We start from the raw sequence: 24,240 nt of genomic DNA, 5'->3' as shown, positions 1-24,240 counted from the left end.
GGGCCCCACCTTCAAGGTGGGGCCCGCCGTCGTTGTTATGGACGTTTCAGTGGGCGTGGTCGCCGCGGCTGTACTCGAAGACCCAGCCGACCAGCGCGACGAGGGCGAGGCCGGCGGCAACGAACACGATCCAGAAGCCGACTGCCAGACCGAGGAAGCCACCGGCGCAGGCGAGACCGAGAACCAGCGGCCACCAGCTCCACGGGCTGAAGTGGCCCTGCTCGCCGGCACCTTCGTGGATCTCGGCGTCGGGACGGTCCTCAGGACGCAGGCCGATGCGCTTGCCGGTGAAGCCGAGGTACGCACCGATCATGCCGGCGAGGCCGCCGACGAGCAGGATCCCCAGGATACCGACCCATTCGGACCAGTGGGTCAGGAAGCCGTAGGCAAGGGAGACCGGGACGAAGAAGAAGACTCCGGCTCCGAAGAGCCACGATTCGATTTTCACTTGCGGATGTCCTTCTGATCAGCGTTGCCCAGCAGGTCAGCTGCGGGTTCCGGGGCCTGGACAGTGTGCGCCTGGGACAGCTCAGGGTGGTGCAGGTCGAGGGCCGGACGCTCCGAGCGGATGCGCGGCAGGGAGGTGAAGTTGTGGCGCGGCGGCGGGCAGGAAGTCGCCCACTCGAGGGAGGCACCAAAGCCCCACGGGTCGTCCACTTCCACCTTCTTGTTGCTGCGCCAGGTGATGTACACGTTCCAGAAGAACGGCAGCAGGGAAGCGCCCAGGACGAAGGAGGAAATCGTGGAGAACTGGTTCATCCAGGTGAAGTTGTCCTCGACCAGGTAGTCGGCGTAACGGCGGGGCATGCCCTCGACGCCGAGCCAGTGCTGGATCAGGAAGGTGCCGTGGAAACCCAGGAACAGGAGCCAGAAGTGGATCTTGCCGAGGCGCTCGTTGAGCATCTTGCCGGTCCACTTGGGCCACCAGAAGTAGAAGCCGGCGAACATCGCGAACACGACGGTGCCGAACACCACGTAGTGGAAGTGCGCCACCACGAAGTAGGAGTCGGATACGTGGAAGTCCAGCGGCGGGGAGGACAGGATGATGCCGGTCAAGCCACCGAAGAGGAAGGTCACCAGGAAGCCGATGCTCCAAAGCATGGGGGTTTCGAAGGTGATGGAACCCTGCCAGAGGGTACCGATCCAGTTGAAGAACTTCACGCCGGTGGGAACCGCGATCAGCATGGTCATGAAGGCGAAGAACGGCAGCAGGACCGAACCGGTGACGTACATGTGGTGTGCCCACACGGTCACGGACAGGGCGGCGATGGCGATGGTCGCGTAGACCAGGCCCTTGTAGCCGAAGATCGGCTTGCGGCTGAAGACCGGGAAGATCTCAGAGACGATGCCGAAGAACGGCAGGGCGATGATGTACACCTCGGGGTGGCCGAAGAACCAGAACAGGTGCTGCCAAAGGACGGCACCGCCGTTCTCGGGATCGAAGATGTGCGCACCGAAGCGGCGGTCGGCGCCCAGGGCGAACAGGGCTGCGGCCAGCGGCGGGAACGCCATCAGGACCAGGATGGCCGTGACGAGGGTGTTCCAAGTGAAGATCGGCATGCGCCACATGGTCATGCCGGGGGCACGCATGCAGATGATCGTGGTGATGAAGTTGACCGCACCGAGGATGGTGCCGAAACCGGACAGTGCGAGGCCGAAGACCCAGAGGTCACCGCCGACGCCGGGGCTGAACGTGGTGTTCGACAGCGGCGCGTAGGCGAACCAGCCGAAGGACGCGGCACCCTGCGGGGTGATGAAGCCGGAGACGGCAATGGTGGAGCCGAACAGGAAGAACCAGAAGGCCAGGGCGTTCAGTCGCGGGAAGGCGACGTCGGGAGCACCGATCTGGAGAGGCATGATGACGTTGGCGAAGCCGGCGAAGAGCGGCGTGGCGAACATCAGCAGCATCACCGTGCCGTGCATGGTGAAGAGCTGGTTGTACTGCTCCTTGGTCTGCAGGATCTGCATGCCCGGTTCGAAGAGCTCGGCGCGGATGAGCAGCGCCATGACGCCGCCGAGGCAGAAGAACACAAAGGAGGCGATCAGGTACATGTACCCGATGGTCTTGTGGTCAGTGGAGGTAATCCAGTTGACGACGATGCGTCCCTTGGATTTCGGCACGACTGGAGACTCGAGGACTCCGGCGGGTTGGGTGTAAGTAGACACGTCGCTTCCCTTACTTAATTTCGTTCAGGTTCGGGTTGCGGTCGTACTTCTCGTCGAGAAGGCCCGTGTTGCCGTCCTGGCGCAGCTTCTCCATGTGGGCCTGGAATTCAGACTCGGAGACAACCTTGACGCGGAAGAGCATCTCGGAGTGGTATTCACCGCAGAGTTCGGCGCACTTGCCGTCGTAGGTGCCCTCCTTGGTGGGGGTCAACCTGATGTAGTTCGTCTTGCCCGGGATCATGTCGCGCTTCTGCAGGAAGGCGGGAACCCAGAAGGAGTGGATGACGTCGCGGGAGTTCAGTTCCAGGTCGACGGACTTGCCCACCGGCAGGTACAGGGTGGGCAGCTTGTCCTTGTCGATCGTGTTGCCCGTGAGGTGCGCCTGGACTCCGGCTTCGTGCAGGTCTTCACTGACCACGGAGCCCTTCTTGTAGTTGAAGTCCCAGGCCCACTGCTTGCCGCGGACGTCAACGACGACGTCGGCCGGCTTGGAGCGGTCATCGATCGCCTGCTGGTCACGGTCGGTGAAGTAGAAGAACACCAGGATCATGAACAGCGGGATGGTCAGGTAGAAGACCTCGAGCGGGAGGTTGTAGCTCAGCTGGCGCGGGAACCCGACGGTGCCTTTGCGGCGGCGGTAGGCGATGATGCACCAGACCAGGAGGCCCCAGGTGATGATGCCGACCGCGAGGGCCGCGATCCATGAGTTGACCCAGAGGTCCATGATGCGATCGGTGTGGTTGGTGGTGCCCCGTTCAGTGGGGAGCCAACCCTTCTCAACCTCTGACGAACATCCGGTCAAAACCAACGCGCCGGCTAGTGCCAAGCCAGTGATCGTAGTGATCTTTGTGCGTCGGCTGCCGGTTCGGTTCTGCGAACTCACAGACGGCCCTTCCTCTTGTTGCTGTAGCCCGGCAGGCCGAAGGGCGCGCCGGGCACACTAAGTTTTACTACCCGATGTAGAGCTTACCGCTACGCAGGGATTTTCGCTGACACGCCGCGGCTGTGCGTCGGAACAACCTGAAGCTGTCCCGCCGCACCACGGCCGGCCTTCCCTGCTTAGTGGAATGAATCGCCGCAGGCGCAGGAGCCGCCTGCATTCGGGTTATCGATCGTGAAGCCCTGCTTCGAAATGGTGTCTTCGAAGTCGATGCTGGCGCCATCCAGGTACGGAACGCTCATCTTGTCCACGACGACCTCAACGCCCTCGTAATCACGGACGGCGTCGCCGTCGAGCAGCCGCTCGTCGAAATACAGCTGGTAGATCAGGCCGGAGCAGCCGCCCGGCTGCACAGCCACGCGCAGGCGAAGGTCGGTACGGCCCTCCTGCTCAAGGAGGCTCCGGACCTTGCCGGCGGCGACGTCGGTGAGATTCACGCCGTGCACCGGGAGCTCCCCGCCGGTGGCGGTGGTGTTTTCGTTTGTTGCAGTGCTCATTGGCCTACCTAACTATGACGCTTGCGGCATGCAGTGCCTGCGCACTGCATGCCCTTACCCACTTGCTTTCGGGTTACAGCTCAATGCTACGTCGCACGGACGCATAGCTATAACTTCAACCGTAACCAGCGGGCAGCTTCCGTTGTTCCCGGCGGCTATGCCAGCCCCGAGGAATCCAGCTGTGCAAGCATCAGCGCCTCGGCAAGGACGGCTCTGCGGAAATCGTCGATGTGCAGTGACTCGTTGGCGCTATGGGCGCGGGAGTCCGGGTCCTCGACGCCGGTCACGAGGATCTGGACTTCCGGGTAGACCTCGGTCAGGTCGGCGATGAACGGGATGGACCCGCCGATGCCCATCTCCACGGCCGGGACGCCCCAAGCCTCTCCCAATGCCCACATGGCGATCCGGGCGGAGGCCGAGGAGGTGTCGGTGGCGAAGGCGTTGCCGCGCTCCCCCGGCGTGAACGTGACCCGGGCACCGAAGGAGACCTTGTCCACCAGGTGCGCTTCGACGGCTGCCATGGCGGCCTCCGGGTCCTGGCCCGGTGCCAGGCGCAGGCTGAACTTCGCCCGGGCAGATGGAATGAGCGTATTGGAAGCAACATCGACGGCGGGTGCGTCGATCCCGATGATCGACAAGGCCGGCTTGGTCCAGAGCCGGGAAGCGATGCTTCCGCTTCCTGCCAGGCTGACGCCGTCGAGCACAGAGGCATCGGCGCGGAACTGGGCCTCGTCGAGGTCCACCGCCACCTGGTCCTTGGCGAGCAGTCCGGGAACTGCGACGTTCCCGGCATCGTCGTGCAGGGTGGCGATCAGGCGGGAAAGGATGGTGGGTGCGTCCAGCACGGGACCACCGAACATCCCCGAGTGCACGGCGTGCTCCAGCACGCGCACTTCGAAGGTCCCGTCGACCAAGCCGCGAAGGCTGGTGGTCAGGGCCGGAACGCCGACCTTCCAGTTGCTGGAATCGGCCACCACGATCACGTCGGCGCGCAGAAGCTCCCGGTGCGTCTCCAGGAAGGTGCGGAACGTCGGCGAACCGGCTTCCTCCTCGCCCTCGAAGAAAAGCGTGACGCCGAGGCCGAAGTTTTCGCCCAGGACCTCGCTGACGGCGGAGAACGCGGCGAGGTGGGCCATGATGCCGGCCTTGTCGTCCGCGGCGCCGCGACCATACAGCCGGCCGCCCCGCTCTTCTGCAATGAAGGGCTCCGAATCCCACAGGGCGCGCTCCCCCGGAGGCTGGACGTCGTGGTGGGCGTACAGGAGGATGGTCGCCTTGCCCGGCGCGGCAGGGCGGCGGGCAACGACGGCGGGACCACCCGGGCTGCCGTCCTCTTTGTTACAGCGCAGGATCTGGACGTCGCTGAAGCCCGATTCACGAACGAGGGCGGCGACCGTCTCGGCGCTGCGGTCAAGCTCCGAGGGGTCGAAGCTGCTCCAGGCGATCCCTGGAACGGCGACGAGCGTCTTGAGCCGCGCCAGAGTCAGGTCGAAGGAAGCGTCGACGGCGGCCCTCAGGGCGGCGGCGTCGACGGCGCCGGGGGTTCCGGCTTTGTTCTGCGGGGTCTCCGCATGAGTGGAAGTCATGGCGAAAACACTACCGCCGAGTATGGACCGCCGGAACCAGCGGTCCCCTCGCGCCTGCGCGCGTCGCAGTGTCGCCCCGGTCACGCTGCGGCAGGTACTCTGTACTGGTGTTTGGACGTAAAAAGGAAGAGCCCAGCGCTCAGGACTCAACAGACCAGCTTGCCGCCGACGCCGCCGCAAAGGGGCCGGGCAAGGGTGCTCCCACACCCAAGCGCAAGGACCAGGAGGCAGCGCGCAAGCGGCCCTTGGTCCCCAGCGACCGGAAGGCCTCGAAGGAGGCCGAACGGATGGCCATCCAGGACCAGCGCCAGAAGACGCGCCAAGCCCTCGACACCGGCGACGAGCGCTACCTGCCGCTTCGCGACAAGGGTCCGCAGAAGCGCTTTGCGCGGGACTTCGTGGACGCCCGTTTCAACTTGGGGGAATACCTGATGTTCGGCGCCCTCGCATTCGTGGTGGTTTCCTTTGTCATCCCGCAGTCCAGTGATGCCCTGACATATGTCCTGATCGGCTTCTGGGTGATGTTCCTCGCCGTCTTCGTGGACGTCTTCATCCTGTCCCGCAAGCTCCGCAAGGCCCTGACGCAGAAGTTCGGCGACGTCGAGCGCGGCACTGTCTGGTACGGAAGCATGCGCTCGCTGCAGTTCCGGAAGCTGCGCCTGCCCAAGCCGCTGGTCAAGCGCGGCGAATACCCTTCGTAGGACTCCGCATGCAGAAGGGCCCCGGAACGACAGTTCCGGGGCCCTTCTGCATTTGCCCGTGTCAGTAGTGCACGTGTCAGCGCCCCTTGGCCAGGCCCTTGTTGATCCGCGCGGCCCAGAAGGGTCCTTCGTACAGGAATGCCGTATAGCCCTGGACCAGGGTGGCGCCCGCGTCCAGCCGCTCCTGGACATCCGCGGCGGTTTCCACGCCGCCGACGGCGATAAGAACCAGTTGGTCCCCGACGGCGGCCTTCAGCCGCTTGAGCACGTCCAGTGAGCGCTGCTTCAACGGTGCCCCGGAGAGTCCGCCTGCGCCGCAGGCCTCTACCTTGGCGGCGTCCGACGCCAGTCCGTCCCGGCTGATGGTGGTGTTGGTGGCGATGATCCCGTCCAGGCCCAGGTCGAGGGCCAGGCGGGCGACGTCGTCGACGTCCTCGTCACTGAGGTCGGGGGCGATCTTGACCAGCAGTGGAACATGGCGCCCGGCCGCGTGGTCCGCGGTCTCCCCCACCGCAGACAGCAGCGGACGCAGGGTTTCGACGTTCTGCAGGAGCCGCAGTCCCGGAGTGTTCGGGGAACTGACATTCACCACGAGGTAATCCGCCGCAGGGGCAAGGCTCCGGGCGCTGACGAGGTAGTCCTCCACCGCGTCCTCGAGTTCCACCACCTTGGTCTTGCCGATGTTGACGCCGATGACAGGCCGGACGCCGGCGTGTGCCCTCTGCAGCCCGGCCCGGGCGGCCTTGAGGCGGGGAGCCACCGCCGAAGCGCCGTCGTTGTTGAAGCCCATGCGGTTGATGACGGCGCGGTCTTCGACGAGGCGGAACAGGCGGGGTTTCTCATTGCCGGGCTGCGCCTGTCCGGTGATGGTGCCCACTTCGACATGCCCGAAGCCCAGTTCGCTCAGGGCCTCGATGCCATGCCCTTCCTTGTCGAAGCCCGCAGCCAGGCCGAACGGGGACGGGAAGGTCAGGCCGAGGGCCTCGGTCCGGAGGGAGGGATGCGGGGCGGTGAACCTGCCCAGGATCCGACCGGCGCCGCTCGAGTGGGCCAAGCGGATCGCACGGAAACCGATCTTGTGGGCCTTTTCGGCATCCATCCAGGAGAAGGCAAGCTTGAAGAATGTGGGGTAGATGCGCATACCCCTAGTTTTCCGTCTTCCGCGCCGCGCACCAAACCGGCGTCATTACCCGGGAGTAGCATGTTGGCATGTCGGCGAACAGCGGAATCCGCACCCTTGGCCACCGTGTGATCGAGAGCGATGTCCTGGTGGTCGGGGCGGGGTTGTCGGGGCTGGTCGCGGCCGCTATGGCGTACGCCGCGGGCCGCCGTGTGGCCATCATCGACCAGGAACCCGAAGCCTCGCTTGGCGGCCAGGCGCACTGGTCCTTCGGCGGCCTGTTCCTGGTGGACAGTCCGGAGCAGCGGCGCCTCGGGGTGCGGGACTCCGCGGACCTTGCCCTCGGCGACTGGCTTTCTTCGGCAGCCTTCGACCGGCCCGAGGACCTGTGGGCGCGCCGCTGGGCCGAGGCGTACGTGCACTTCGCCGCCGGCGAGAAGCGACAGTGGCTGCGTGCCCTGGGAGTGAAGCTGTTCCCGCTGGTGCAATGGGCGGAACGCGGCGGCCATGGCCCCGCAGGCCACGGCAATTCCGTGCCCCGCTTCCATGTCGTCTGGGGCACCGGCCCGGGCCTGCTGGAGCCCTTTCTCGCCAAGCTCGCCGAAGGCGTCGCCGCGGGCCGGATCAGCCTGCACTTCCGGCATCGGGCGGGTGCGCTGGCGACATCGGCGGGCCGGATCAGCGGGGTAACCGGCGATGTCCTGGAGGACTCCGCTGCGGCGCGGGGCGCCGCTTCGTCCCGGACCGCCGTCGGAAGCTTTGAGGCCTGCGCCGGGGCGGTGATCGTGGCCAGCGGCGGAATCGGCGGCAACCACGCCATGGTCCGGAGCCTGTGGCCGGGAGGCGCAGCACCGGACCGGCTGCTCAGCGGCGTTCCCGCCTCGGTGGACGGGAAGTTCCTCGCCGCGGCCCGGGAATCCGGGGCTGCGCTCATCAACGGTGACCGCATGTGGCACTACCCGGAAGGGGTCCACAACCACTCCCCCGTGTGGCCGCGGCACGGCATACGCATCCTGCCGGGGCCGTCGTCGTTATGGCTCGACGCGATGGGCAGGCAGCTTCCGCCCCCGCTCTTCCCCGGCTTCGATTCGCAGGGCGCGCTCCGGCACATCGTCGCTTCCGGGCACGACTATTCCTGGTTCGTCTGCAACAGGACCATCGCTTTGAAGGAATTCGCGCTGTCCGGATCCGAACAGAACCCGGACCTCAGCAACCGGGACGTCCGGCTCCTGGCGGCCAGGCTCCGCAAGGGGGCGGCGACGCCGCTGAGCACCTTCCTGGAACGGGGTACAGACTTCCTGCAGGCCGCTATGCCGCGGGACCTTGCGGAACGGATGAACACGCTGGCCGGCAATGCATTGATCGACCCCGGCGCGCTCGAATCCCTCATCAGGCAACGGGACCAGCAACTCTCCACCGGGCTGGGCAAAGACCTTCAGTTGGCCGCGGTCCGGGCGGCGAGGCATTTCGCCACCGACAAACTGATGCGGGTCGCCCCGCCGCACCCGCTTGAAGACCCCGCCCACGGCCCCTTGGTGGCCGTGCGCCTCTCGGTCCTGACCCGGAAGAGCCTCGGCGGACTGCAAACGGACCTGCAGTCCCGGGTGTTGGACGGGAGCGGGTCTGCGCTGCCCGGTCTCTTCGCGGCCGGGGAAGCCGCTGGTTTCGGCGGCGGCGGAATCCACGGCTATCGCGCCCTCGAGGGGACCTTCCTTGGCGGCTGCCTGTTTTCAGGCCGGGCAGCCGGGCTCGAAGCGGCAGCTTCTGTCTAAGCTGGTCCCGTGGAGTGGCAGACCGACATCCTTGGCACCGATTTCGAAAGCTGTGCCTTTGAGGCCCGCGGCGTGGACGGGGTTACCAGGCGTGCCACGCTGGTGCGGCATGTCCCCGGCCCGGAGCAGCAGCCGGCCCCGGCCAAGGGCGCGGTGCTGTTCCTGCACGGCTGGAGCGACTACTTCTTCAATGTGGCGCTGGCCGAGTTCTGGACACAGCAGGGGTTCCGTTTTTACGCGCTCGACATGCACAACCACGGCAGGAACCTGGGCGAGGACAGCACGGGCGGCTATGTGGCGCACCTGGACGACTACGACGCCGAGATCAGCACAGCCATCGACATGATCCGGTCCGGGGCAGCGGCGAACGGTGGCCCGGCGCCCCTGACCCTGATGGGCCATTCGACCGGCGGGCTCGTGGCCGCGCTCTGGGTCAGCCGGCACGCTGGAATGGTGCAGTTCCTGGTGCTCAACAGCCCCTGGCTGGAGATGCACGGGAGCTCACTCGTCCGCAAGGCCGCGCAACTCCTGCTCAAGCCGATGGCCCGGGTCCGCCCGCTGACCGTGCTCCGTTTGCCTGAGCGCGGCTTCTATTACCGCAGCATCAGCAGCAACGCAGAAGGCGAATGGGCCCTGGACGAGAAATACCGGCCGCCGATGGCGTTTCCGCTACGGGCGGGCTGGCTAAGTGCTGTGCTCAGCGGCCACACCCGTGTGGCCCGCGGCCTGGACATCGACATCCCCATCCTCGTGCTGCTCTCCGGGGCCAGCGCCAATGGAATGATCTGGAGGGAATCCATGCGGCACTCGGACGCCGTCCTCGACGTGAACATCATGGCTCTGAGAGCCATGACACTGGGCCGGAGCGTCACGCTGGAACGGGTCGACGGCGGCCTGCACGACGTCTTCCTGTCCGCCTCCCCCGTGCGCGAGGACGCCTACGCCCGGCTGGCCCGCTGGATCCGCGGCTTCATGGCGGACGACGACGGCGGGTCGGACCGTGACGCCGATTCAGACCACGGCGGCCGCCAGTGAGTACGCCGGGCACGAAGGCTTCGTGGCAGGCTGACTTCCTCGGCGCGAACTTCGAGGCCTTGGAGTTGGAACTGACCCCCGATGAGGAAGGCCCGGTCTGCGCCACCCTCGTTCGCTACACGGTTCCCCCGCCGGCGACTGCCCGGCCGCGGCGGCTCCGTGACGCGTTCGCCGATCTCACCCGCCACGCAATCCGCAGGGAAGCGCCCCGCCATGACAAGGCCCCGCGAGTGGTGCTGTACGTGCACGGCTGGGCGGACTACTTCCTGCAGAACGAACTGGCCGAAAGCCTTGCCGCGTCGGGATTCCATTTCTACGCGATCGACCTGCGGAAATTCGGCCGCAGCCTCCGCCGATGGCAGACCCCCGGTTACACCACGGACCTTGCCGTCTACGACGAGGACCTCGAGGCAGCCCTCGCCGCCATCGACGCCGACGTCGCCCGGCGCACGGGGACCACTTCGCCGCCGACAGTGCACATGATGGCCCACTCCCTCGGCGGGCTCATCGCCACCCTCTGGGCCGACCGGCACCCGGGGCGGCTCGCCACACTGATCCTCAACTCGCCCTGGCTTGAGCTTCAGGGAAGCAGCCTCATCCGCAGCATTGCGATGCACCTGGTGGAACCCTTTGCCCGGACCGATCCCAAGCGGGCGTTCCGGTTACCGGATATGCCCGCCTACTGGGAAAGCGTCAGCAGCCTGGCCCACGGGGAGTGGACCCTCGATCCACAGTGGCGCCCGCGCGCTTCCTTCCCTATCCGCGCCGGGTGGAGCAAAGCCGTCCTGGCCGGGCACGCCGCCGTCGAACGCAAGCTCGATATCGACGCACCCGTGCTGGTGATGCTGTCCGGCCGCACGCGGATCCAAGGCGAATGGAGCGCAGAGCTCATGCGCGTGGATGCCGTGATCGACGTCGAGGAGACCGCGCGCCGGGCACTGGGCCTTGGCCGCCGGACGGCGGTCTTCCGCTACCCGGGTGCGCTGCATGACGTGTTCCTGTCCCGCCGGGTCGTCCGCCAGCAGGCATACCGCGACGTGGCGATCTGGCTGGAGTCCTACCCCGGCTGACGATTCAGCACGGACGGGTTAAGAAGCGCTCAGGCCTTGCCTGCCGCGTCCACCGCACCGCCGTACCGGCGGTCACGCTTGGCGAAGATCTCTACGGCGTCCCACAGCGTGCGCCGGTCGACGTCCGGCCAGAGGGTGTCCATGAAGACGAACTCGGCGTAGGCGGACTGCCAGAGCAGGAAGTTGGAGAGGCGCTGCTCGCCGGAACTGCGCAGGAACAGGTCGACGTCAGGCAGGTCGGGTTCGTCCAAATACTTCTGGATGGTCTTTTCGGACACCGACGAGGCCTTCAGCTTGCCGGCCGCCACGTCACGGGCGATGGCTGCGACGGCGTCGGCGATCTCGGCACGGCCACCGTAATTAACACACATGGTCAGGGTGCAGGTGCTGTTGTTCCGCGTGAATTCCTCGGCCTCTTCGAGTTCCTTGATCACCGATCCCCAGAGGCGGGGCCGCCTGCCCGCCCAGCGGATCCGCACTCCCCATTCGTCCAGCTGGTTGCGCTGACGTCGAAGCACATCCTTGTTAAATCCCATCAGGAAACGGACTTCCTCCGGGGAGCGGCGCCAGTTTTCAGTGGAGAAGGCGTAGACACTGACGTACTTGATGCCCAACTCGATCGCACCCGCCATGACATCCAGCAGCGCGGGTTCACCGGCCTTATGGCCCTCGATGCGGGGCAGCCCGCGCCGGTTGGCCCAGCGTCCGTTGCCGTCCATCACGATCGCCACGTGCTGCGGTACGAGCTCGGCAGGAATGGCCGGCGGGACTGCACCGGAAGGGTGCGGATACGGTGCCACCACCGGCTTGTTCCGGCGGGAAGGTGAGGTCTTCTTTGCCAATGCCACTATCAGCTACGCTCCACGTGTTTGAGTGATTTCAAGGATCGTTCGAGATGCCACTGCAGGTAGCTGGCCACCAGGCCCGCTGCCTCCCGCCGGTGGACACCGTCGGAGGCGTCCGCCGTCGTCCAGTCACCGGTGAGCAGCGCCCCCAGCAGGCCTACCGTCTCCGGGGCCGGAGCCGGCGAGCCGGGCGGCCTGCAGTCGCCGCAGACCATGCCACCCAGCGGGGCGGAGAAGGCGGCGTGCGGCCCCGGGGCGCCGCAACGGGCGCAATCGGTGAAGCTCGGCGCCCAGCCGCCCGTCGCAAGGGCGCGCAGAAGATAGGAGTCCAGGATCAATTCCGGAGGGTGCGCTGCACGGCTCAGCGACGCCAGGGCGCCCACGAGGAGGTTGTACTGGGCAGTGCCGGAATCTGCGTCCGCATCGCTGAGCTTTTCGGCGGTTTCCACCATGGCTGCCGCGGCCGTATAACTGGTGTAATCGGAGGCGATCGCCGTGCCGTAGGCGCCCTTCGCCACGGCCTGGGTGACGACGTCGAGGGAGCGGCCGGAAACCAGCTGCAGGTCCGCGACCATGAACGGTTCGAGCCGTGCACCGAAGCGGCTGCTCGTCCGGCGCACGCCCTTGGCCACCGCCCGGACCTGGCCATGGTGCTTGGTCAGGAGAATGATGATGCGGTCGGCTTCGCCCAGCTTGTGGGTGCGCAGCACCACGGCATCGTCCCGGTAGGACCGGGCTGCAAAGGATGGGTTGGCCACAGTTAATCTTCGCACCAGGCCGGACGCAGTGGCGTCCGGCATGGCCGTGCGGCGGAAGGAAGTTCCGCCGCACGGCCGCCGAGCGCGGACCGCCGCTAGGCGCGGACCGAGCGGACCGCCCGGTTGACGGCGGAGATTACGGCCTTCAGGGCGGCAGTGCTGGTGTTCGGGTCGATGCCGACACCCCAGAGAACCCGCTCGCCGACGGCGCATTCGACGTAGGCTGCTGCGCTTGCGCTGCCGCCTTCGGACAGGGCGTGCTCACTGTAGTCCAGGACCCGTACGTCGACGCCGTCTTCGCGCAGGATGCTCAGCAGCGCCGCGATAGGGCCGTTGCCGGTGCCGGTGCGCTGCACTTCCTTGCCGTCGATCCGCAGCGCAGCGTGCAGGGTCAGTTCGCCGGACTCGTCCGTCTCCGTGCGGCTGGCGCCCAGGGAATAGCGGCCCCATTGGCCTTCCTCGGTGCTGGAGGGCAGGTATTCGTCCTGGAACATGGCCCACAGCTGGGCGCCGCTGACTTCGCCGCCCATGGTGTCCGTGCGGTGCTGGATGACACCGGAGAACTCGATCTGGGCCCGGCGCGGCAGGTCCAGGCTGTGTTCGCTCTTGAGCAAGTAGGCCACGCCACCCTTGCCGGACTGCGAGTTCACCCGGATCACGGCTTCATAGCTGCGGCCGAGGTCCTTGGGGTCGATCGGCAGGTAGGGCACCTGCCAGGTGAAGTCGCTCACGGCCTTGCCGGCCGCGAGGGCGTCCTTCTCCAGTGCTTCGAAGCCCTTCTTGATGGCGTCCTGGTGCGAACCGGAGAACGCCGTGAAGACCAGGTCGCCGCCGTAGGGCGCACGCTCAGGCACGGGCAACTGGTTGCAGTACTCCACGGTGCGGCGGACTTCGTCGATGTCGGAGAAGTCGATCATGGGATCGATGCCCTGGACGAACATGTTCAGGCCCAGCGTGACCAGGTCAACGTTGCCGGTCCGCTCGCCGTTGCCGAAGAGGCAGCCTTCGATGCGGTCGGCGCCGGCCAGGTAGCCCAGCTCGGCGGCGGCGACGCCGGTGCCGCGGTCGTTGTGCGGGTGCAGGGAAATGATGATGCCCTCCCGCGGGTGCAGGTTGCGGTGCATCCATTCGATCGAGTCGGCGTAGACGTTCGGCGTGGCCATTTCGACTGTGGCCGGCAGGTTGATGATGACCTGCTTGTCGGCGGAGGCCTCAAAGATGTCCGCAACAGCGTTGCAAACCCGGGCGGCGTACTCGAGTTCGGTGCCCGTGAAGGACTCCGGCGAGTACTCGTAGGTGATGTGCGTATCAGTGAGGGTTTCCTCGTACTTCTTGCACAGGCGCGCACCCTGCAGGGCGATGTCCAGGATGCCGTCTTCGTCCTGGTTGAAGACCACCCGGCGCTGCAGCACGGAGGTGGAGTTGTAAAGGTGCACGATGGCCTGTTTCGCGCCGACCAAGGACTCGTAGGTCCGTTCGATCAAGTGCTCACGGGCCTGGGTCAGGACCTGGATGGTGACGTCGTCCGGGATGTGGCCGCCTTCGATCAGCTGGCGGACAAAGTCGAAATCGGTCTGGGAGGCCGAGGGGAAGCCGACCTCGATCTCCTTGTAGCCCATCTTCACCAGCAGCTGGAACATCTTCAGCTTGCGGGCCGGGCTCATGGGGTCGATCAGTGCCTGGTTGCCGTCGCGCAGGTCCACGGCGCACCAGCGCGGCGCCTTGGTGATGACCTTGTCCGGCCACGTGCGGTCCGGCAGTTCAACGTTGATCTGCTCCTGGAACGGCAGGTAGCGGTGGATCGGCATTCCGGAGGGCTGTTGTGCGTTGTGCATGACTAAGGGCCTTTTCTTTGGATCTTGAAGGAAGATTGGCCGGGCATAGCAAACTCCGCAGCGAGGATTGGCCTAGCGATTGATCGCTTTTGAGGCCCCGCCGCGGCAGCTAAGGAGAAGCATTCCTGCACGCACCATGTCACAGTAACACGATGCGTATGATGACTGTGCAATAACCTGAAGCAACGTCCACTATGCAGACGCGGCGACGGTGCCCTGCCGGCTGCGCGTCATCGAAGGAGCTTTCGTGCCACAGTCCGGGATCACCCTGTCCAACATCGACCAAAGCGTGCGCCCGCAGGACGACCTCTACCGGCACGTCAACGGGGCCTGGCTCAACTCCACGACCATCCCGGATGACAGGCCGCTCGAAGGCACCTTCACCTCCCTGCGCGACAGTGCGGAGCTGGCCGTCAAGGCGATCATCGAGGAAGCCGCCGCCAAGGGTGCCGGCGCCACGGGAATCGAGCGAAAAATCGGCGATCTCTACAACAGCTTCATGGACGAAGCGGCCGCGGAAGCGAAGGGGTTCGATCCGATCCGGGAACGCCTGGCCGAAGTCTTCGCCGTCGAGGACACCGCCGGTCTGGTGGAGCTGACCGGCCGGCTCTTCCGTTCCGATGTGTCCGGCCTGTTCTCCATCTACCCGGCGCCGGACGCCGGCAACCCGGACCGGGTGCTCCTCTACGCCGGACAGGGCGGGCTGGGCCTGCCGGACGAGTCCTACTACCGTGAGGAAAAGTTCGCCCCGATCGTGGAGGCGTACACCGGGTACGTCGCCACCGTGTTCGGGCTGGCGGGGATTCCCGACGCCGGCGAAGCGGCCGTCCGGGTCGTGGCGCTGGAGAAGGCGCTTGCCTCCCACCACTGGGACAAGGTGACCCTGCGGGATCCGCAGAAGACCTACAACCTGAAGACAATCGACGAGGCCGCTGAGCTCTTCCCCCTGCTCGCCTCATGGTTCGACTCCGCAGGCATCGACGGCAGCAAGTACGGCGAGCTGGTCCTGAGCACCCCGGATTTCTTCAACGGTGCGGCCGGGCTCCTCGCCTCTGAATCCCTGGCTGCCTGGCGCGAGTGGCTGGCCCTGCGGGTCATCAACGCGGCCGCCCCGTACCTTTCCGCGGCATTCGTCGATGCGAACTTCGGCTTCTACGGCACCACCCTGAGCGGCACCCCGCAGAACAAGGAGCGCTGGAAGCGGGGTGTCGCTGTCGTCGAGGCTGCCCTGGGCGAGGCGGTAGGCCAGATCTATGTCGAACGGCACTTCCCCGAAGACTACAAGGCGCGGATGCAGGCGCTGGTGGCCCGCCTGACCGAGGCCTACCGCCAGAGCATCACGGGCCTGGCCTGGATGGGCGAAGAAACCAAGGCAGAGGCGCTGAAGAAACTGGACGCGTTCCGGCCGAAGATCGGCTTCCCGGACAAGTGGATCGACTACTCGGCCGTGGAGATCGACCCCGACGACCTTCTGGGGAACGTCGAGCGCGGACACAACGCCGACGTCGACCGCCACCTTGACGAGGTCGGCAAGCCGGTCGACCTGGACAAGTGGCTCATGACGCCGCAGACGGTGAACGCCTACTACCACCCGCTGCTCAACGAGATCGTCTTCCCCGCCGCGATCCTGCAGCCGCCGTTCTTCACGGCCGAAGCCGACGACGCCGTGAACTATGGCGGGATCGGCGCCGTCATCGGCCACGAAATCGGGCACGGCTTCGACGACCAGGGCTCGCAGTTCGACGGCAGCGGCGCCCTGCGGAACTGGTGGACCGCCGAGGACCGTGAGGCCTTCGAGAAGCTGACCGCGAAGCTCGTTGCCCAGTTCGACGCCCTCGCGCCGGAGGAAGCACCCGGCCACAACGTCAACGGCAAATTGACTCTGGGCGAAAACATCGGCGACCTGGGCGGCCTCGGGATCGCGTACAAGGCCTACCTGCTGAGCCTGAACGGCACCGACGCCCCCGTGCTCGACGGGCTCACCGGCCGGCAGCGCTTCTTCATGTCCTGGGCGGCCGGCTGGCGCCAGGTGATCCGTCCGGAGGAAGCCATCCGCCGGGTGGCCACCGACCCCCACTCCCCCAACGAGTTCCGGACGAACGCGATCGCCAGCAACCTCTCCGAATTCCATGAGGCCTTCGGCGTGGCCGAAGGCGACGGCATGTGGCGCTCCCCGGAGGACCGGGTCAGCATCTGGTAGCTCTCACGCTGCCGCCAACGGCGAAGGGCCGGACCATTCTCGGTCCGGCCCTTCGCCGTTGGCGCTGCCGCTTGGGGTGAACGTCACGGAGCTGGGGTGAACGTCAGGGAACTGCGGAGTACATCAGGGAACGATGAGGGCGGGGTTCGCCGTCTGGCACTTGACGTCGCCGGCGGTCTGGTTCACGACGTTGTCCGGTACGGATGCGGTGCCGAACTTGAGGCCGGAGGTGAAGTCGGAACCGGCGTAGAGCTGGACCCCGTTGACCGCCGTCGAGGCCTCGACCTGGGATGCAGGTATGCCGAAGAGCTTGGCGACGTCGTTGGCGACGTCCTCAAAGCCGGCGGCGTAGTAGACGGCTGTCTTGGCCGTCGGGTCCGCAGCGAACTGCGAGCCTTGGGTGAACCCGGCCTTGACCAGGGCTGCCACCAGTTCCTGGGCATGCTCAGGAACGCCGGAACCGTCAGCCACCGTGACCGGCTGCAGGGACTTGTCGTAGGGCAGGGTTGCCGGGGTCTTGGTCACCGGCGCGGTGGTTGCGGGGGTGCTGGCTGTCGCCGTCGGGCTCGCCGTCGGCGTGGACGTCGCACCCGGCTTGGTCAGGTCGAGGTTCGCGCGCATTGCCGCAAAAAGCTGGGAGGCCTGCGGCTGCATCAGCTCAAGGCGGTTGGGGTCGGCCGCGGCGGGCCGGTTGGGCACCGCGACGAACGCTACCTTCGAAAGGTCGATGTCCTTCAAGCGCGAGGAGATGGTCAGCAGCGACTGCACGTTGGCCAGCCCCTCGTCGACCGTCAGGTTCTGGGTGATCACATCGGCGATGGAGAGCAGCTTCTGGGGATTGCCGAGGGTGCCGTCATCCTTGACCTTGCGGGCAAGCGAGGAGAGGAAGCCCTGTTGTGCCTGGATGCGGCCGAGGTCACTGCCGTCTCCGAAGGCGTGGCGGGTGCGCAGGAAGGACAGGGCCTGCTCACCCTTCACCTGGGAGGTACCCTTGGGCAGCCGCAGCCCGGAGTCGGGGTCGTAGACGGCGTCGCTGATGCAGACCGAAACGCCGCCCACCGTGTTGGACAGTTCCTTGACGGCATTGAAATCAGCCATCATGAAGTGGTCGATTTCCAGGCCGGTCAGCTTGTTCACGGTGTCGACGGCGCAGCCGATGCCGGCTTCCGCCATGGCCGCGTTGATCATCTCGCCGGACCGCGCCGGGTAACTCTTGTGGGTGGTCTGGTCGGTGCATTCGGGGACGTCCACGAGCAGGTCGCGCGGGAAGCTGATGATGCTGACGCGTTTGTTGTCCGCCGAAATGTCCAGCAGCATCATGACGTCCGAGTGGCCGTAGCCGGTGGAATCGTCCGCGCTGCCGTATTTGGAGTTCTTGCCGTCCCGGGTGTCCGAGCCGAGAATCAGGATCTGCAGGCGGTCCTTGGCGTCGTTGGCGTCGCCCTCGGTCTTCTGGGCCCCGGCGTTGAGCGGGGCCTTGGTGATGTTCAGCTGGAGGCGGATGAACCAGTAGGCCGCGAAGGCCACGCCCGCCAGGAGGAGCACGCTCACCGCCCCGGCGCTGATCTTCAGCCAGAGGGGGTGCTTGCGGAACCGCATGTGGCGGGGTGTGCCGGGCGCGTCTCCATGGCGTGCAGCCGCAGCCTTGCCGATCCCGCTGCTTTCCTGCACGCGCGTTTCACGACGTCGCACTACTCGGTCAACCTTTCCTCGGAACATGGATTCCGGCTATTTTAGGGCCCGAATCTGTGAACTTCCCCAGTGGCTAGAAGCCGAGCCTCACAAGCTGCTTGGGGTCCCGCTGCCAATCCTTGGCGACTTTGACATGCAGGTCGAGGTAGATCCTTGTGCCGAGCAGGGCTTCGATTCCCTTGCGGGCGCTGGTACCGACCTCACGCAGGCGGCTTCCGCCCTTGCCGATGATGATGGCTTTCTGTGAAGGACGTTCGACGAACAAGTTCACGCGGACGTCCAGGAGGGGATTGTCCTCCGTGCGGCCTTCGCGCGGAACGATCTCTTCGACCACGACGGCGAGCGAGTGCGGAAGTTCATCGCGCACTCCTTCAAGGGCTGCTTCACGGATCAGCTCGGCCACCATGACGGCCTCGGGCTCGTCGGTGAGTTCGCCGTCGGGGTACAGCGGCGGCGAGGCCGGCATGTGGCTGATGAGGACGTCGGCCACGGTGCTGACCTGGAAGCCGTCGGCGGCCGACACCGGCACGATGTCCGCCCAGCCTTCCCCGCCGAGGGCTTCCTTGCCGAGTGCGGCCACCGCGAGCAACTGTTCGGTGAGGGCCTGTTTGTCCACGAGGTCGGTCTTGGTGACGATCGCGATGACCGGTTTGCGGCCGACGCCGGCGAGCTGGGCGGCGATGAACTTGTCGCCGGGGCCGATCTTTTCGTTGGCCGGGAGGCAGAAGCCGATGGCATCCACCTCGGCGAGGGTGTCCGCGACGAGTTCGTTGAGCCGCTTGCCGAGGAGCGTGCGCGGCCGGTGCAGTCCGGGGGTGTCGACGAGGATGAGCTGGGCGTCGTCGCGGTGGACGATGCCGCGGATCGTGTGGCGGGTGGTCTGCGGCTTGGCCGAGGTGATGGCCACCTTCTGCCCCACAAGGGCGTTGGTCAGCGTGGACTTGCCTGCATTCGGCCGTCCGACCAGGACCGAAAAGCCTGCGTGGAAGCCGCTGAAGTCCTGGGTGCTGTCGAAGGTCTTACTGTGCTTGCTCACGTGGTACTCCCTGTTGCTTTATGTCGGCCTCGTCGAGAAGCCCGTCTAGGTCAGTGTCTTCCTTCGGCACGGCGGCCGCAATGATGTGGCTGACCCGGTTGCGCCGGCCTTCCAGCCTATCCGCCCGCAGCGAAATCCCCGCTACTTCGACCGTGCTGCCGGCGATCGGCACCCGGCCCAGGGCTTTGGCGAGCAGACCGCCCACGGTGTCCACTTCATCGTCGTCAAGGTCGATGTCGAATAGTTCGCCGAGGTCGTCGATGCTCATCCGCGAACTGACGCGGTAACTCCCGTCGCCGAGGTCGCTCGCGTCCTCGACGCCGGCGTCGTACTCGTCGACGATCTCCCCGACGATTTCCTCGATCAGGTCCTCGAGCGTCACGAGGCCGGCCGTGCCGCCGTACTCGTCGATCACGACGGCGACATGTGTGGACTCCGTCTGCAGTTCCTTCAGCAGCTCGTCCACCGGCTTGGACTCGGGGACGAAACGCGCCTCGCGGGCGAGGGAATCGACGTCGTGGACGGCAGCATGGACGTCGGTGCGGTGCAGGGCGGCTGCGACGTCCTTGAGATACAGGATGCCGCGGATCTGGTCCGCATCACCGGCGATCACCGGAATCCGCGAGTAGCCCGAGCGCAGGAAGAGCGCCATGGCATCCTCGAGCCCGGAACCGGAGTCGATGCTCACAATGTCCGTGCGGGGCACCATCACGGCCCGCACCAGGGTGTCTCCGAGATCGAAGACCGACTGGATGAGTTCGGCCTCGTCATCCTCGATCACGTCCGATTCCGTGGCGCGTTCCACCAGTTCGCGGAACTCTTCTTCGCTGAAGAAGAACTCGTCTCCTCCCGGCGCTCCCGGCGCGACGGCGCTGCCGATGGAAACCAGCCAGCCGGGGACCGGGCCAAGGATCCAGCATAGGAAACGGATCAGGGGTGCCGTGAAGCGGGCGACCCCGCCGGAGTGCGCCCGTCCCAGTTGCCGCGGCGAGACGCCCACCAGGACGAAACCGATGACGGCCATGATGCCGGTGGCGGCGAGTCCGGCGAGCCAGACGTTGTCCAGGAGGCTGTGCAGGACGACGGCGACGGCCACGGCGGCTGCCATTTCGAACCAGACGCGCCAGAAGCGCAGGGCCCGCATGTGGGCCACCGGTTTGGCGAGGATGTGACGCAGGGCCGCGCCCTTGCCATTGCCGACAGCAAGCTCCGCCTCGTGGCGGGGAAGGAAGTTGAAGGCGGCCTCCGCAGCGGTGAGCAACGCGACGAAGCTGAGGAAGACAAGTGCCATCCCGACCAGGATGAGCGAGGTCACTGCATGGTCTCCATGGGGGCGTCCTTGCCGAGGAAGGAGGACAGCAGTTCACGCTGGAGCGAGAACATCTCTTCCTTTTCTTCGGGTTCGGCGTGGTCGTAGCCCAGGAGGTGCAGGATGCCGTGGGTCGCCAGCAGCAGCATTTCCTCCTGGGTGGTGTGCCCGGCGTTGCGGGCCTGGACCTCGGCCACCTGGGGGCAGATAGCGATGTCGCCCAGCATCCCCTGCGGCGTGGGCTTGTCCGGAGTGCCCGGGGTGAGCTCGTCCATGGGCACCGAGAGGACGTCGGTGGCGCCCGGTTCGTCCATGAGTTCGATGTGGAGTTTTTCCATGGCGGGCTCGTCCACGAGCAGGATGGACAACTCCGCCTGCGGGTGGATGTACAGCCGTTCGAAGATGAACCGGGACAAGGTGACCAACTGGGCCTCGTCGACCTGCACGCCGGATTCGTTGTTGACTTCGATGCTCATTGCTGGGTTCCCCGCTTCGTGGTGCTGTCTGCTGTGCGCGCCGGCTGGCGGTGCTTCTCGTCCCAGTCGCTGTAGGCGGAGACGATATCGGCCACGAGGCGGTGACGGACGACGTCTCCGGCGTCCAGTATCGTGAAGTTCACGTCTTCGATGCCGTCGAGGATCTCGCGGACCACGCGCAGGCCCGAGTTCGAGCCGAAGGGAAGGTCCACCTGGGTGACGTCTCCGGTGACCACCATCTTCGAGCCGAAGCCCAGACGGGTCAGGAACATCTTCATCTGTTCCGGCGTGGTGTTCTGGGCCTCGTCGAGGATGATGAACGCGTCGTTGAGGGTGCGGCCGCGCATGTAGGCCAACGGTGCCACCTCGATGGTCCCGGCCGCCATGAGCCGCGGAATCGACTCGGGATCGATCATGTCGTGCAGGGCGTCGTAGAGCGGCCGCAGGTAGGGATCGATCTTGTCGTTCAGGGTTCCGGGCAGGAAGCCGAGCCGCTCCCCCGCTTCCACGGCCGGTCGCGTGAGGATGATGCGGGTGACTTCCTTCATCTGGAGAGCCTGGACGGCCTTGGCCATGGCCAGGTAGGTCTTGCCCGTGCCTGCCGGTCCGATGCCGAAAATGACCGTGTTGTCGTCGATGGCGTCGACGTAGTTCTTCTGGTTCAGCGTCTTCGGCCGGATGGTTCGGCCCCGGCTGGAGAGGATGTTGTGGGTCAGCACATCCACCGGGCTTTGCACCGACTGGCTGCGCAGCAGCGAAACCAACTGCTTCAGGGCCTCGGGGTTGATCACCGTTCCCTTGGCCACCAAGGCACGGACTTCTTCGAGGAGGCGCATGATCCGGGGAACATCCGCAGGCGGGCCGCTGAAGGAAAGTTCGTTGCCGCGGACATGGAAGTCGATGCCGGGGAACTGCTCCTCGATGTACCGCAACGCCTCGTCGTGGCTGCCCAGCGACTGAACCATCTGATCCGCGTTGTCGAAGACGACTACTTCCGTCCGGAGGCCCGGAACAGAATGTGGGAATTCAGTTCGAACCGTCTCGGCGCTGCCAGCCCGTGGCCGCCCGTTCAAATCAGTCATGGTGTTGGCCGTGTGGCCTATGCTCCTCCGCTGTGGATGTGTGCGTGCGGTTCCGGGTCCCTTGCCTGCCGGCGGCAGGTGTTTCCCGGAATGATTCCCATCCTACGCCAGCAGACCCCTGGCCCGGCGGCGCCAGGCAGCTCCGGGAGGCCGGTGCCTGCTGCTTTGGTATCAACTCGGCATCGGCCGCGTATCAATAGCGTTTCAGTTCAGCCGGGGATCAGGGAAGCGGCGGCGTGGGCTTCCGGGCTGTGCCAAGCTGAATAAGGACAAACAGTCCATCTGCCCGTTTCGGCGGGACAGCGTCAATTCCTGCCACTGCGGCAGGGACATCCAACAGCAGGAATCCACCATCAGAACAGCAGCCAGCGTCCGCAGGGAGGGCAGGCGGAACCCTTCCGTCTTGCTCGTTTCCGCGCTGGCCTCTGCCCTCCTGCTGAACGGCTGCATCGCCGACGGTGGAACCGTGGAACCGGCCAGCACCCCGGAAGCCGCACGGCAACAAGTCCAGAACACTCCCTCCAGCAATGCGCCGCTGGAAACAACCCAGGCTTCGAGCAAGGTTCCCGTGTACTGGATCGGCCGCAACGGCAGTGGGGTGGCGCTGCACCGCGAATTCCGGGATAACCCGGGCACGGAAAACCCCATCACCACCGCCCTGCGTACCATGATGACGGCGAAGCCGCTCGACCACGACTTCTTCACCCCGTGGCAGGCGCCCGGTGACCTCGCGACGTCGATCTCAGGAAAGAATGTTGTCACGGTGGATGTGTCCCGTGATGCGTTCAATTCGAACCTCGACGCCGGCATGGCCCAGCTCGCCGTACAGCAGCTCGTCTACACGGCCACGGCGGCCGCGGCAAGTTCCGGACTGATCGACTCCGGGCAGCAGATCCAGGTGGTCATCCTGGTGGACGGCCACAAGGACTTTATGGCCTTCGGGCAGGTCAAGCTGGGCACCCCCATGGTCCGTGACGCTTCCACGGTGGCACCGGTCTGGATCATCGACCCCCAGGAAGACCTCACCTTGGCCAGTGGCCCGGTGAAGTTCAACGGCCGCGCCACCATCGAGGGGGCAAAGCTGAAGTGGCAGATCTTCCGTGAAGCGGCGAGCGGCGAAAAGGCACTGTACTTGGACGGTGGAACCACCGCGTCCTCCGTGCCCGGCCAGGGCGGCATCTTCAGCTTCACGGTCAGCCTCGGCACCGGCCGCTACGAACTGCGGGTCACCTTGCCGGCCCAGGCCGGCGAGACGGCATCCACCGACACCCGCTCTTTCAACGTCGGCTGACCTTTAGCAGCGGCTGATCCGGCCGTCGCTGCAAAGCCCGCCGAGGTCTGGCTACCAGCGTCCGAGGATGTCGCTCGCCAGAACAATCGCGGCCGGGCCCGCGGTTGAGGAACGCAGCACGTGGTTGCCCAGCAGCGCGGTCACGGCTCCTTCGTCGGCCAGCCGGGTGACTTCGCGCGGAGTGATCCCGCCTTCCGGTCCCACGAGGAGCAGGACTTCCCGCGCTTCGACCGTGCCGGCGTCGGGCAGTCCTTCAAGCCATTCCGCAAGGGCGGCGCGCAAGGGGCGTTTGGCGTCCTCGTGCAGGATGACGGCGAGATCGGCTGCCGCCACCGCTTTGGCCAGGCCGGCGCCGTCGACGGCGGGACGCACCTCGGGGATCCAGGCCCGGCGGGCCTGCTTCGCGGCCGCCGAGACGACTGACTGCCATTTGGCGTGAGCCCTCGCGGCCCGCTCACCCTTCCAGCGCACGATCGACCGTTCCGACTGCCAGGGGATGACGGCGTCGACGCCGAGTTCCGTGGCCGTTTCGATGGCGAGTTCGTCGCGGTCGCCCTTCGCCAGCGCCTGGACAAGGACCAGCCGCACGGCTGGCCGCGGCTCCTCGCGGAGTTCCACGGCCTCGACGGTCAGCGTCCCCTGGCCGGTCTCGAGGACCCTGCCCACCAGGCGCCGGCCGGCGCCGTCGGCGATGTCCACCGCCTCGCCCGCTTCGAGGCGCTTGACGGTGACGGCATGCCGGGCTTCGGCCCCGTCAAGGACGAAAGTGTCGCCGGGCGCCAGCCCGTCAAGGGCTCCGGCCGGAGAAAAGAAGACCGGGTTGCTCACC

The 24,240-nt window shown here is 66.2% G+C and carries 21 protein-coding genes; 6 read left to right on the top strand and 15 right to left on the bottom strand.

The window, feature by feature from the left end; genetic code table 11:
- Positions 1–46: 46 nt before the first annotated feature.
- From DWV11_RS19860 to DWV11_RS19840, 5 genes are all read right to left on the bottom strand, one after another.
- Complete coding sequence (locus DWV11_RS19860; protein WP_115790613.1) at positions 47–448, bottom strand: cytochrome c oxidase subunit 4; 402 nt, start codon at positions 446–448, stop codon at positions 47–49.
- Positions 445–2,166, bottom strand: coding sequence for an aa3-type cytochrome oxidase subunit I (ctaD, locus tag DWV11_RS19855; RefSeq protein ID WP_115790612.1), 1,722 nt, complete (start codon positions 2,164–2,166; stop codon positions 445–447). Before ctaD ends, DWV11_RS19860 begins: the two co-directional genes overlap by 4 nt.
- Before the next feature lie 10 nt (positions 2,167–2,176).
- Positions 2,177–3,049 carry an aa3-type cytochrome oxidase subunit II gene (gene ctaC / locus DWV11_RS19850; RefSeq protein ID WP_115790611.1) on the bottom strand — a complete coding sequence of 291 codons (873 nt, stop codon included), beginning with the start codon at positions 3,047–3,049 and terminating at the stop codon, positions 2,177–2,179.
- Between the two features lie 176 nt (positions 3,050–3,225).
- Positions 3,226–3,603, bottom strand: a complete 378-nt coding sequence (locus tag DWV11_RS19845; protein ID WP_115790610.1) for a HesB/IscA family protein — start codon at positions 3,601–3,603, stop codon at positions 3,226–3,228.
- 155 nt (positions 3,604–3,758) lie between these two features.
- Positions 3,759–5,189, bottom strand: coding sequence for a dipeptidase (locus DWV11_RS19840; RefSeq protein ID WP_115790609.1), 1,431 nt, complete (start codon positions 5,187–5,189; stop codon positions 3,759–3,761).
- A gap of 107 nt (positions 5,190–5,296) precedes the next feature.
- Here DWV11_RS19840 and DWV11_RS19835 point away from each other — a divergent pair, with 107 nt between their 5' ends.
- Positions 5,297–5,890 carry a DUF3043 domain-containing protein gene (locus DWV11_RS19835; RefSeq protein ID WP_115790608.1) on the top strand — a complete coding sequence of 198 codons (594 nt, stop codon included), beginning with the start codon at positions 5,297–5,299 and terminating at the stop codon, positions 5,888–5,890.
- 76 nt (positions 5,891–5,966) lie between these two features.
- On the opposite strand, the gene DWV11_RS19830 is transcribed toward DWV11_RS19835, so the two are convergent.
- A complete protein-coding gene (locus tag DWV11_RS19830; RefSeq protein ID WP_115790607.1) occupies positions 5,967–7,031 on the bottom strand; it encodes a quinone-dependent dihydroorotate dehydrogenase in 1,065 nt (354 codons plus the stop codon).
- A 68-nt stretch (positions 7,032–7,099) separates the two neighbouring features.
- Here DWV11_RS19830 and DWV11_RS19825 point away from each other — a divergent pair, with 68 nt between their 5' ends.
- The 3 genes from DWV11_RS19825 to DWV11_RS19815 are packed head-to-tail and all read left to right on the top strand — an operon-like array spanning position 7,100 to position 10,887.
- Positions 7,100–8,782: an FAD-binding dehydrogenase gene (locus tag DWV11_RS19825; protein ID WP_115790606.1), complete on the top strand. Its 1,683-nt coding sequence runs from the start codon at positions 7,100–7,102 to the stop codon at positions 8,780–8,782.
- Between the two features lie 9 nt (positions 8,783–8,791).
- Entirely contained in the window at positions 8,792–9,817 is a 1,026-nt protein-coding gene (locus DWV11_RS19820; RefSeq protein ID WP_115790605.1) for an alpha/beta hydrolase, read from the top strand.
- Positions 9,814–10,887 carry an alpha/beta hydrolase gene (locus tag DWV11_RS19815; protein WP_115790604.1) on the top strand — a complete coding sequence of 358 codons (1,074 nt, stop codon included), beginning with the start codon at positions 9,814–9,816 and terminating at the stop codon, positions 10,885–10,887. The genes DWV11_RS19820 and DWV11_RS19815 overlap by 4 nt, the downstream gene beginning before the upstream one ends.
- A 29-nt stretch (positions 10,888–10,916) precedes the next feature.
- Here the strand turns inward: DWV11_RS19815 and DWV11_RS19810 are convergent, their stop codons facing one another.
- The 3 genes from DWV11_RS19810 to leuA all read right to left on the bottom strand — a co-directional run bounded on the left by DWV11_RS19810 (position 10,917) and on the right by leuA (position 14,325).
- Complete coding sequence (locus tag DWV11_RS19810; RefSeq protein WP_115790603.1) at positions 10,917–11,735, bottom strand: isoprenyl transferase; 819 nt, start codon at positions 11,733–11,735, stop codon at positions 10,917–10,919.
- A gap of 2 nt (positions 11,736–11,737) precedes the next feature.
- Positions 11,738–12,490, bottom strand: a complete 753-nt coding sequence (recO, locus tag DWV11_RS19805; protein ID WP_115790602.1) for a DNA repair protein RecO — start codon at positions 12,488–12,490, stop codon at positions 11,738–11,740.
- A gap of 95 nt (positions 12,491–12,585) precedes the next feature.
- Positions 12,586–14,325, bottom strand: coding sequence for a 2-isopropylmalate synthase (gene leuA / locus DWV11_RS19800; protein ID WP_115790601.1), 1,740 nt, complete (start codon positions 14,323–14,325; stop codon positions 12,586–12,588).
- 247 nt (positions 14,326–14,572) lie between these two features.
- On the opposite strand from leuA, the gene DWV11_RS19795 reads away from it, so the two are divergent.
- Complete coding sequence (locus tag DWV11_RS19795) at positions 14,573–16,525, top strand: M13 family metallopeptidase (RefSeq protein WP_115790626.1); 1,953 nt, start codon at positions 14,573–14,575, stop codon at positions 16,523–16,525.
- Between the two features lie 123 nt (positions 16,526–16,648).
- On the opposite strand, the gene DWV11_RS19790 is transcribed toward DWV11_RS19795, so the two are convergent.
- The 5 genes from DWV11_RS19790 to DWV11_RS19770 are packed head-to-tail and all read right to left on the bottom strand — an operon-like array spanning position 16,649 to position 22,120.
- The gene (locus DWV11_RS19790; protein WP_425452090.1) at positions 16,649–18,244 is read right to left on the bottom strand and encodes an LCP family protein; all 1,596 of its coding nucleotides are present in this window, start codon (positions 18,242–18,244) and stop codon (positions 16,649–16,651) included.
- A 46-nt stretch (positions 18,245–18,290) separates the two neighbouring features.
- Positions 18,291–19,253 carry a GTPase Era gene (gene era / locus DWV11_RS19785; RefSeq protein ID WP_115790600.1) on the bottom strand — a complete coding sequence of 321 codons (963 nt, stop codon included), beginning with the start codon at positions 19,251–19,253 and terminating at the stop codon, positions 18,291–18,293.
- Complete coding sequence (locus tag DWV11_RS19780; RefSeq protein ID WP_115790599.1) at positions 19,237–20,568, bottom strand: hemolysin family protein; 1,332 nt, start codon at positions 20,566–20,568, stop codon at positions 19,237–19,239. The genes era and DWV11_RS19780 overlap by 17 nt, the downstream gene beginning before the upstream one ends.
- Entirely contained in the window at positions 20,565–21,038 is a 474-nt protein-coding gene (gene ybeY, locus DWV11_RS19775) for an rRNA maturation RNase YbeY (RefSeq protein WP_115790598.1), read from the bottom strand. The genes DWV11_RS19780 and ybeY overlap by 4 nt, the downstream gene beginning before the upstream one ends.
- Positions 21,035–22,120, bottom strand: a complete 1,086-nt coding sequence (locus DWV11_RS19770; RefSeq protein ID WP_115790597.1) for a PhoH family protein — start codon at positions 22,118–22,120, stop codon at positions 21,035–21,037. Before DWV11_RS19770 ends, ybeY begins: the two co-directional genes overlap by 4 nt.
- A gap of 403 nt (positions 22,121–22,523) precedes the next feature.
- On the opposite strand from DWV11_RS19770, the gene DWV11_RS19765 reads away from it, so the two are divergent.
- A complete protein-coding gene (locus DWV11_RS19765) occupies positions 22,524–23,411 on the top strand; it encodes a GerMN domain-containing protein (RefSeq protein ID WP_245953817.1) in 888 nt (295 codons plus the stop codon).
- Between the two features lie 51 nt (positions 23,412–23,462).
- On the opposite strand, the gene DWV11_RS19760 is transcribed toward DWV11_RS19765, so the two are convergent.
- Positions 23,463–24,239: a 16S rRNA (uracil(1498)-N(3))-methyltransferase gene (locus DWV11_RS19760; RefSeq protein WP_115790596.1), complete on the bottom strand. Its 777-nt coding sequence runs from the start codon at positions 24,237–24,239 to the stop codon at positions 23,463–23,465.
- Between the last annotated feature and the right edge of the window lies 1 nt (position 24,240).

The sequence above is a fragment of the Arthrobacter silvisoli genome, assembly GCF_003369445.1.
Taxonomy (GTDB): Bacteria; Actinomycetota; Actinomycetes; order Actinomycetales; family Micrococcaceae; genus Arthrobacter; species Arthrobacter silvisoli.
The sequence above is the reverse complement of the archived record's forward strand: the minus strand, read 5'-3'. Positions and strand labels throughout refer to the sequence as shown.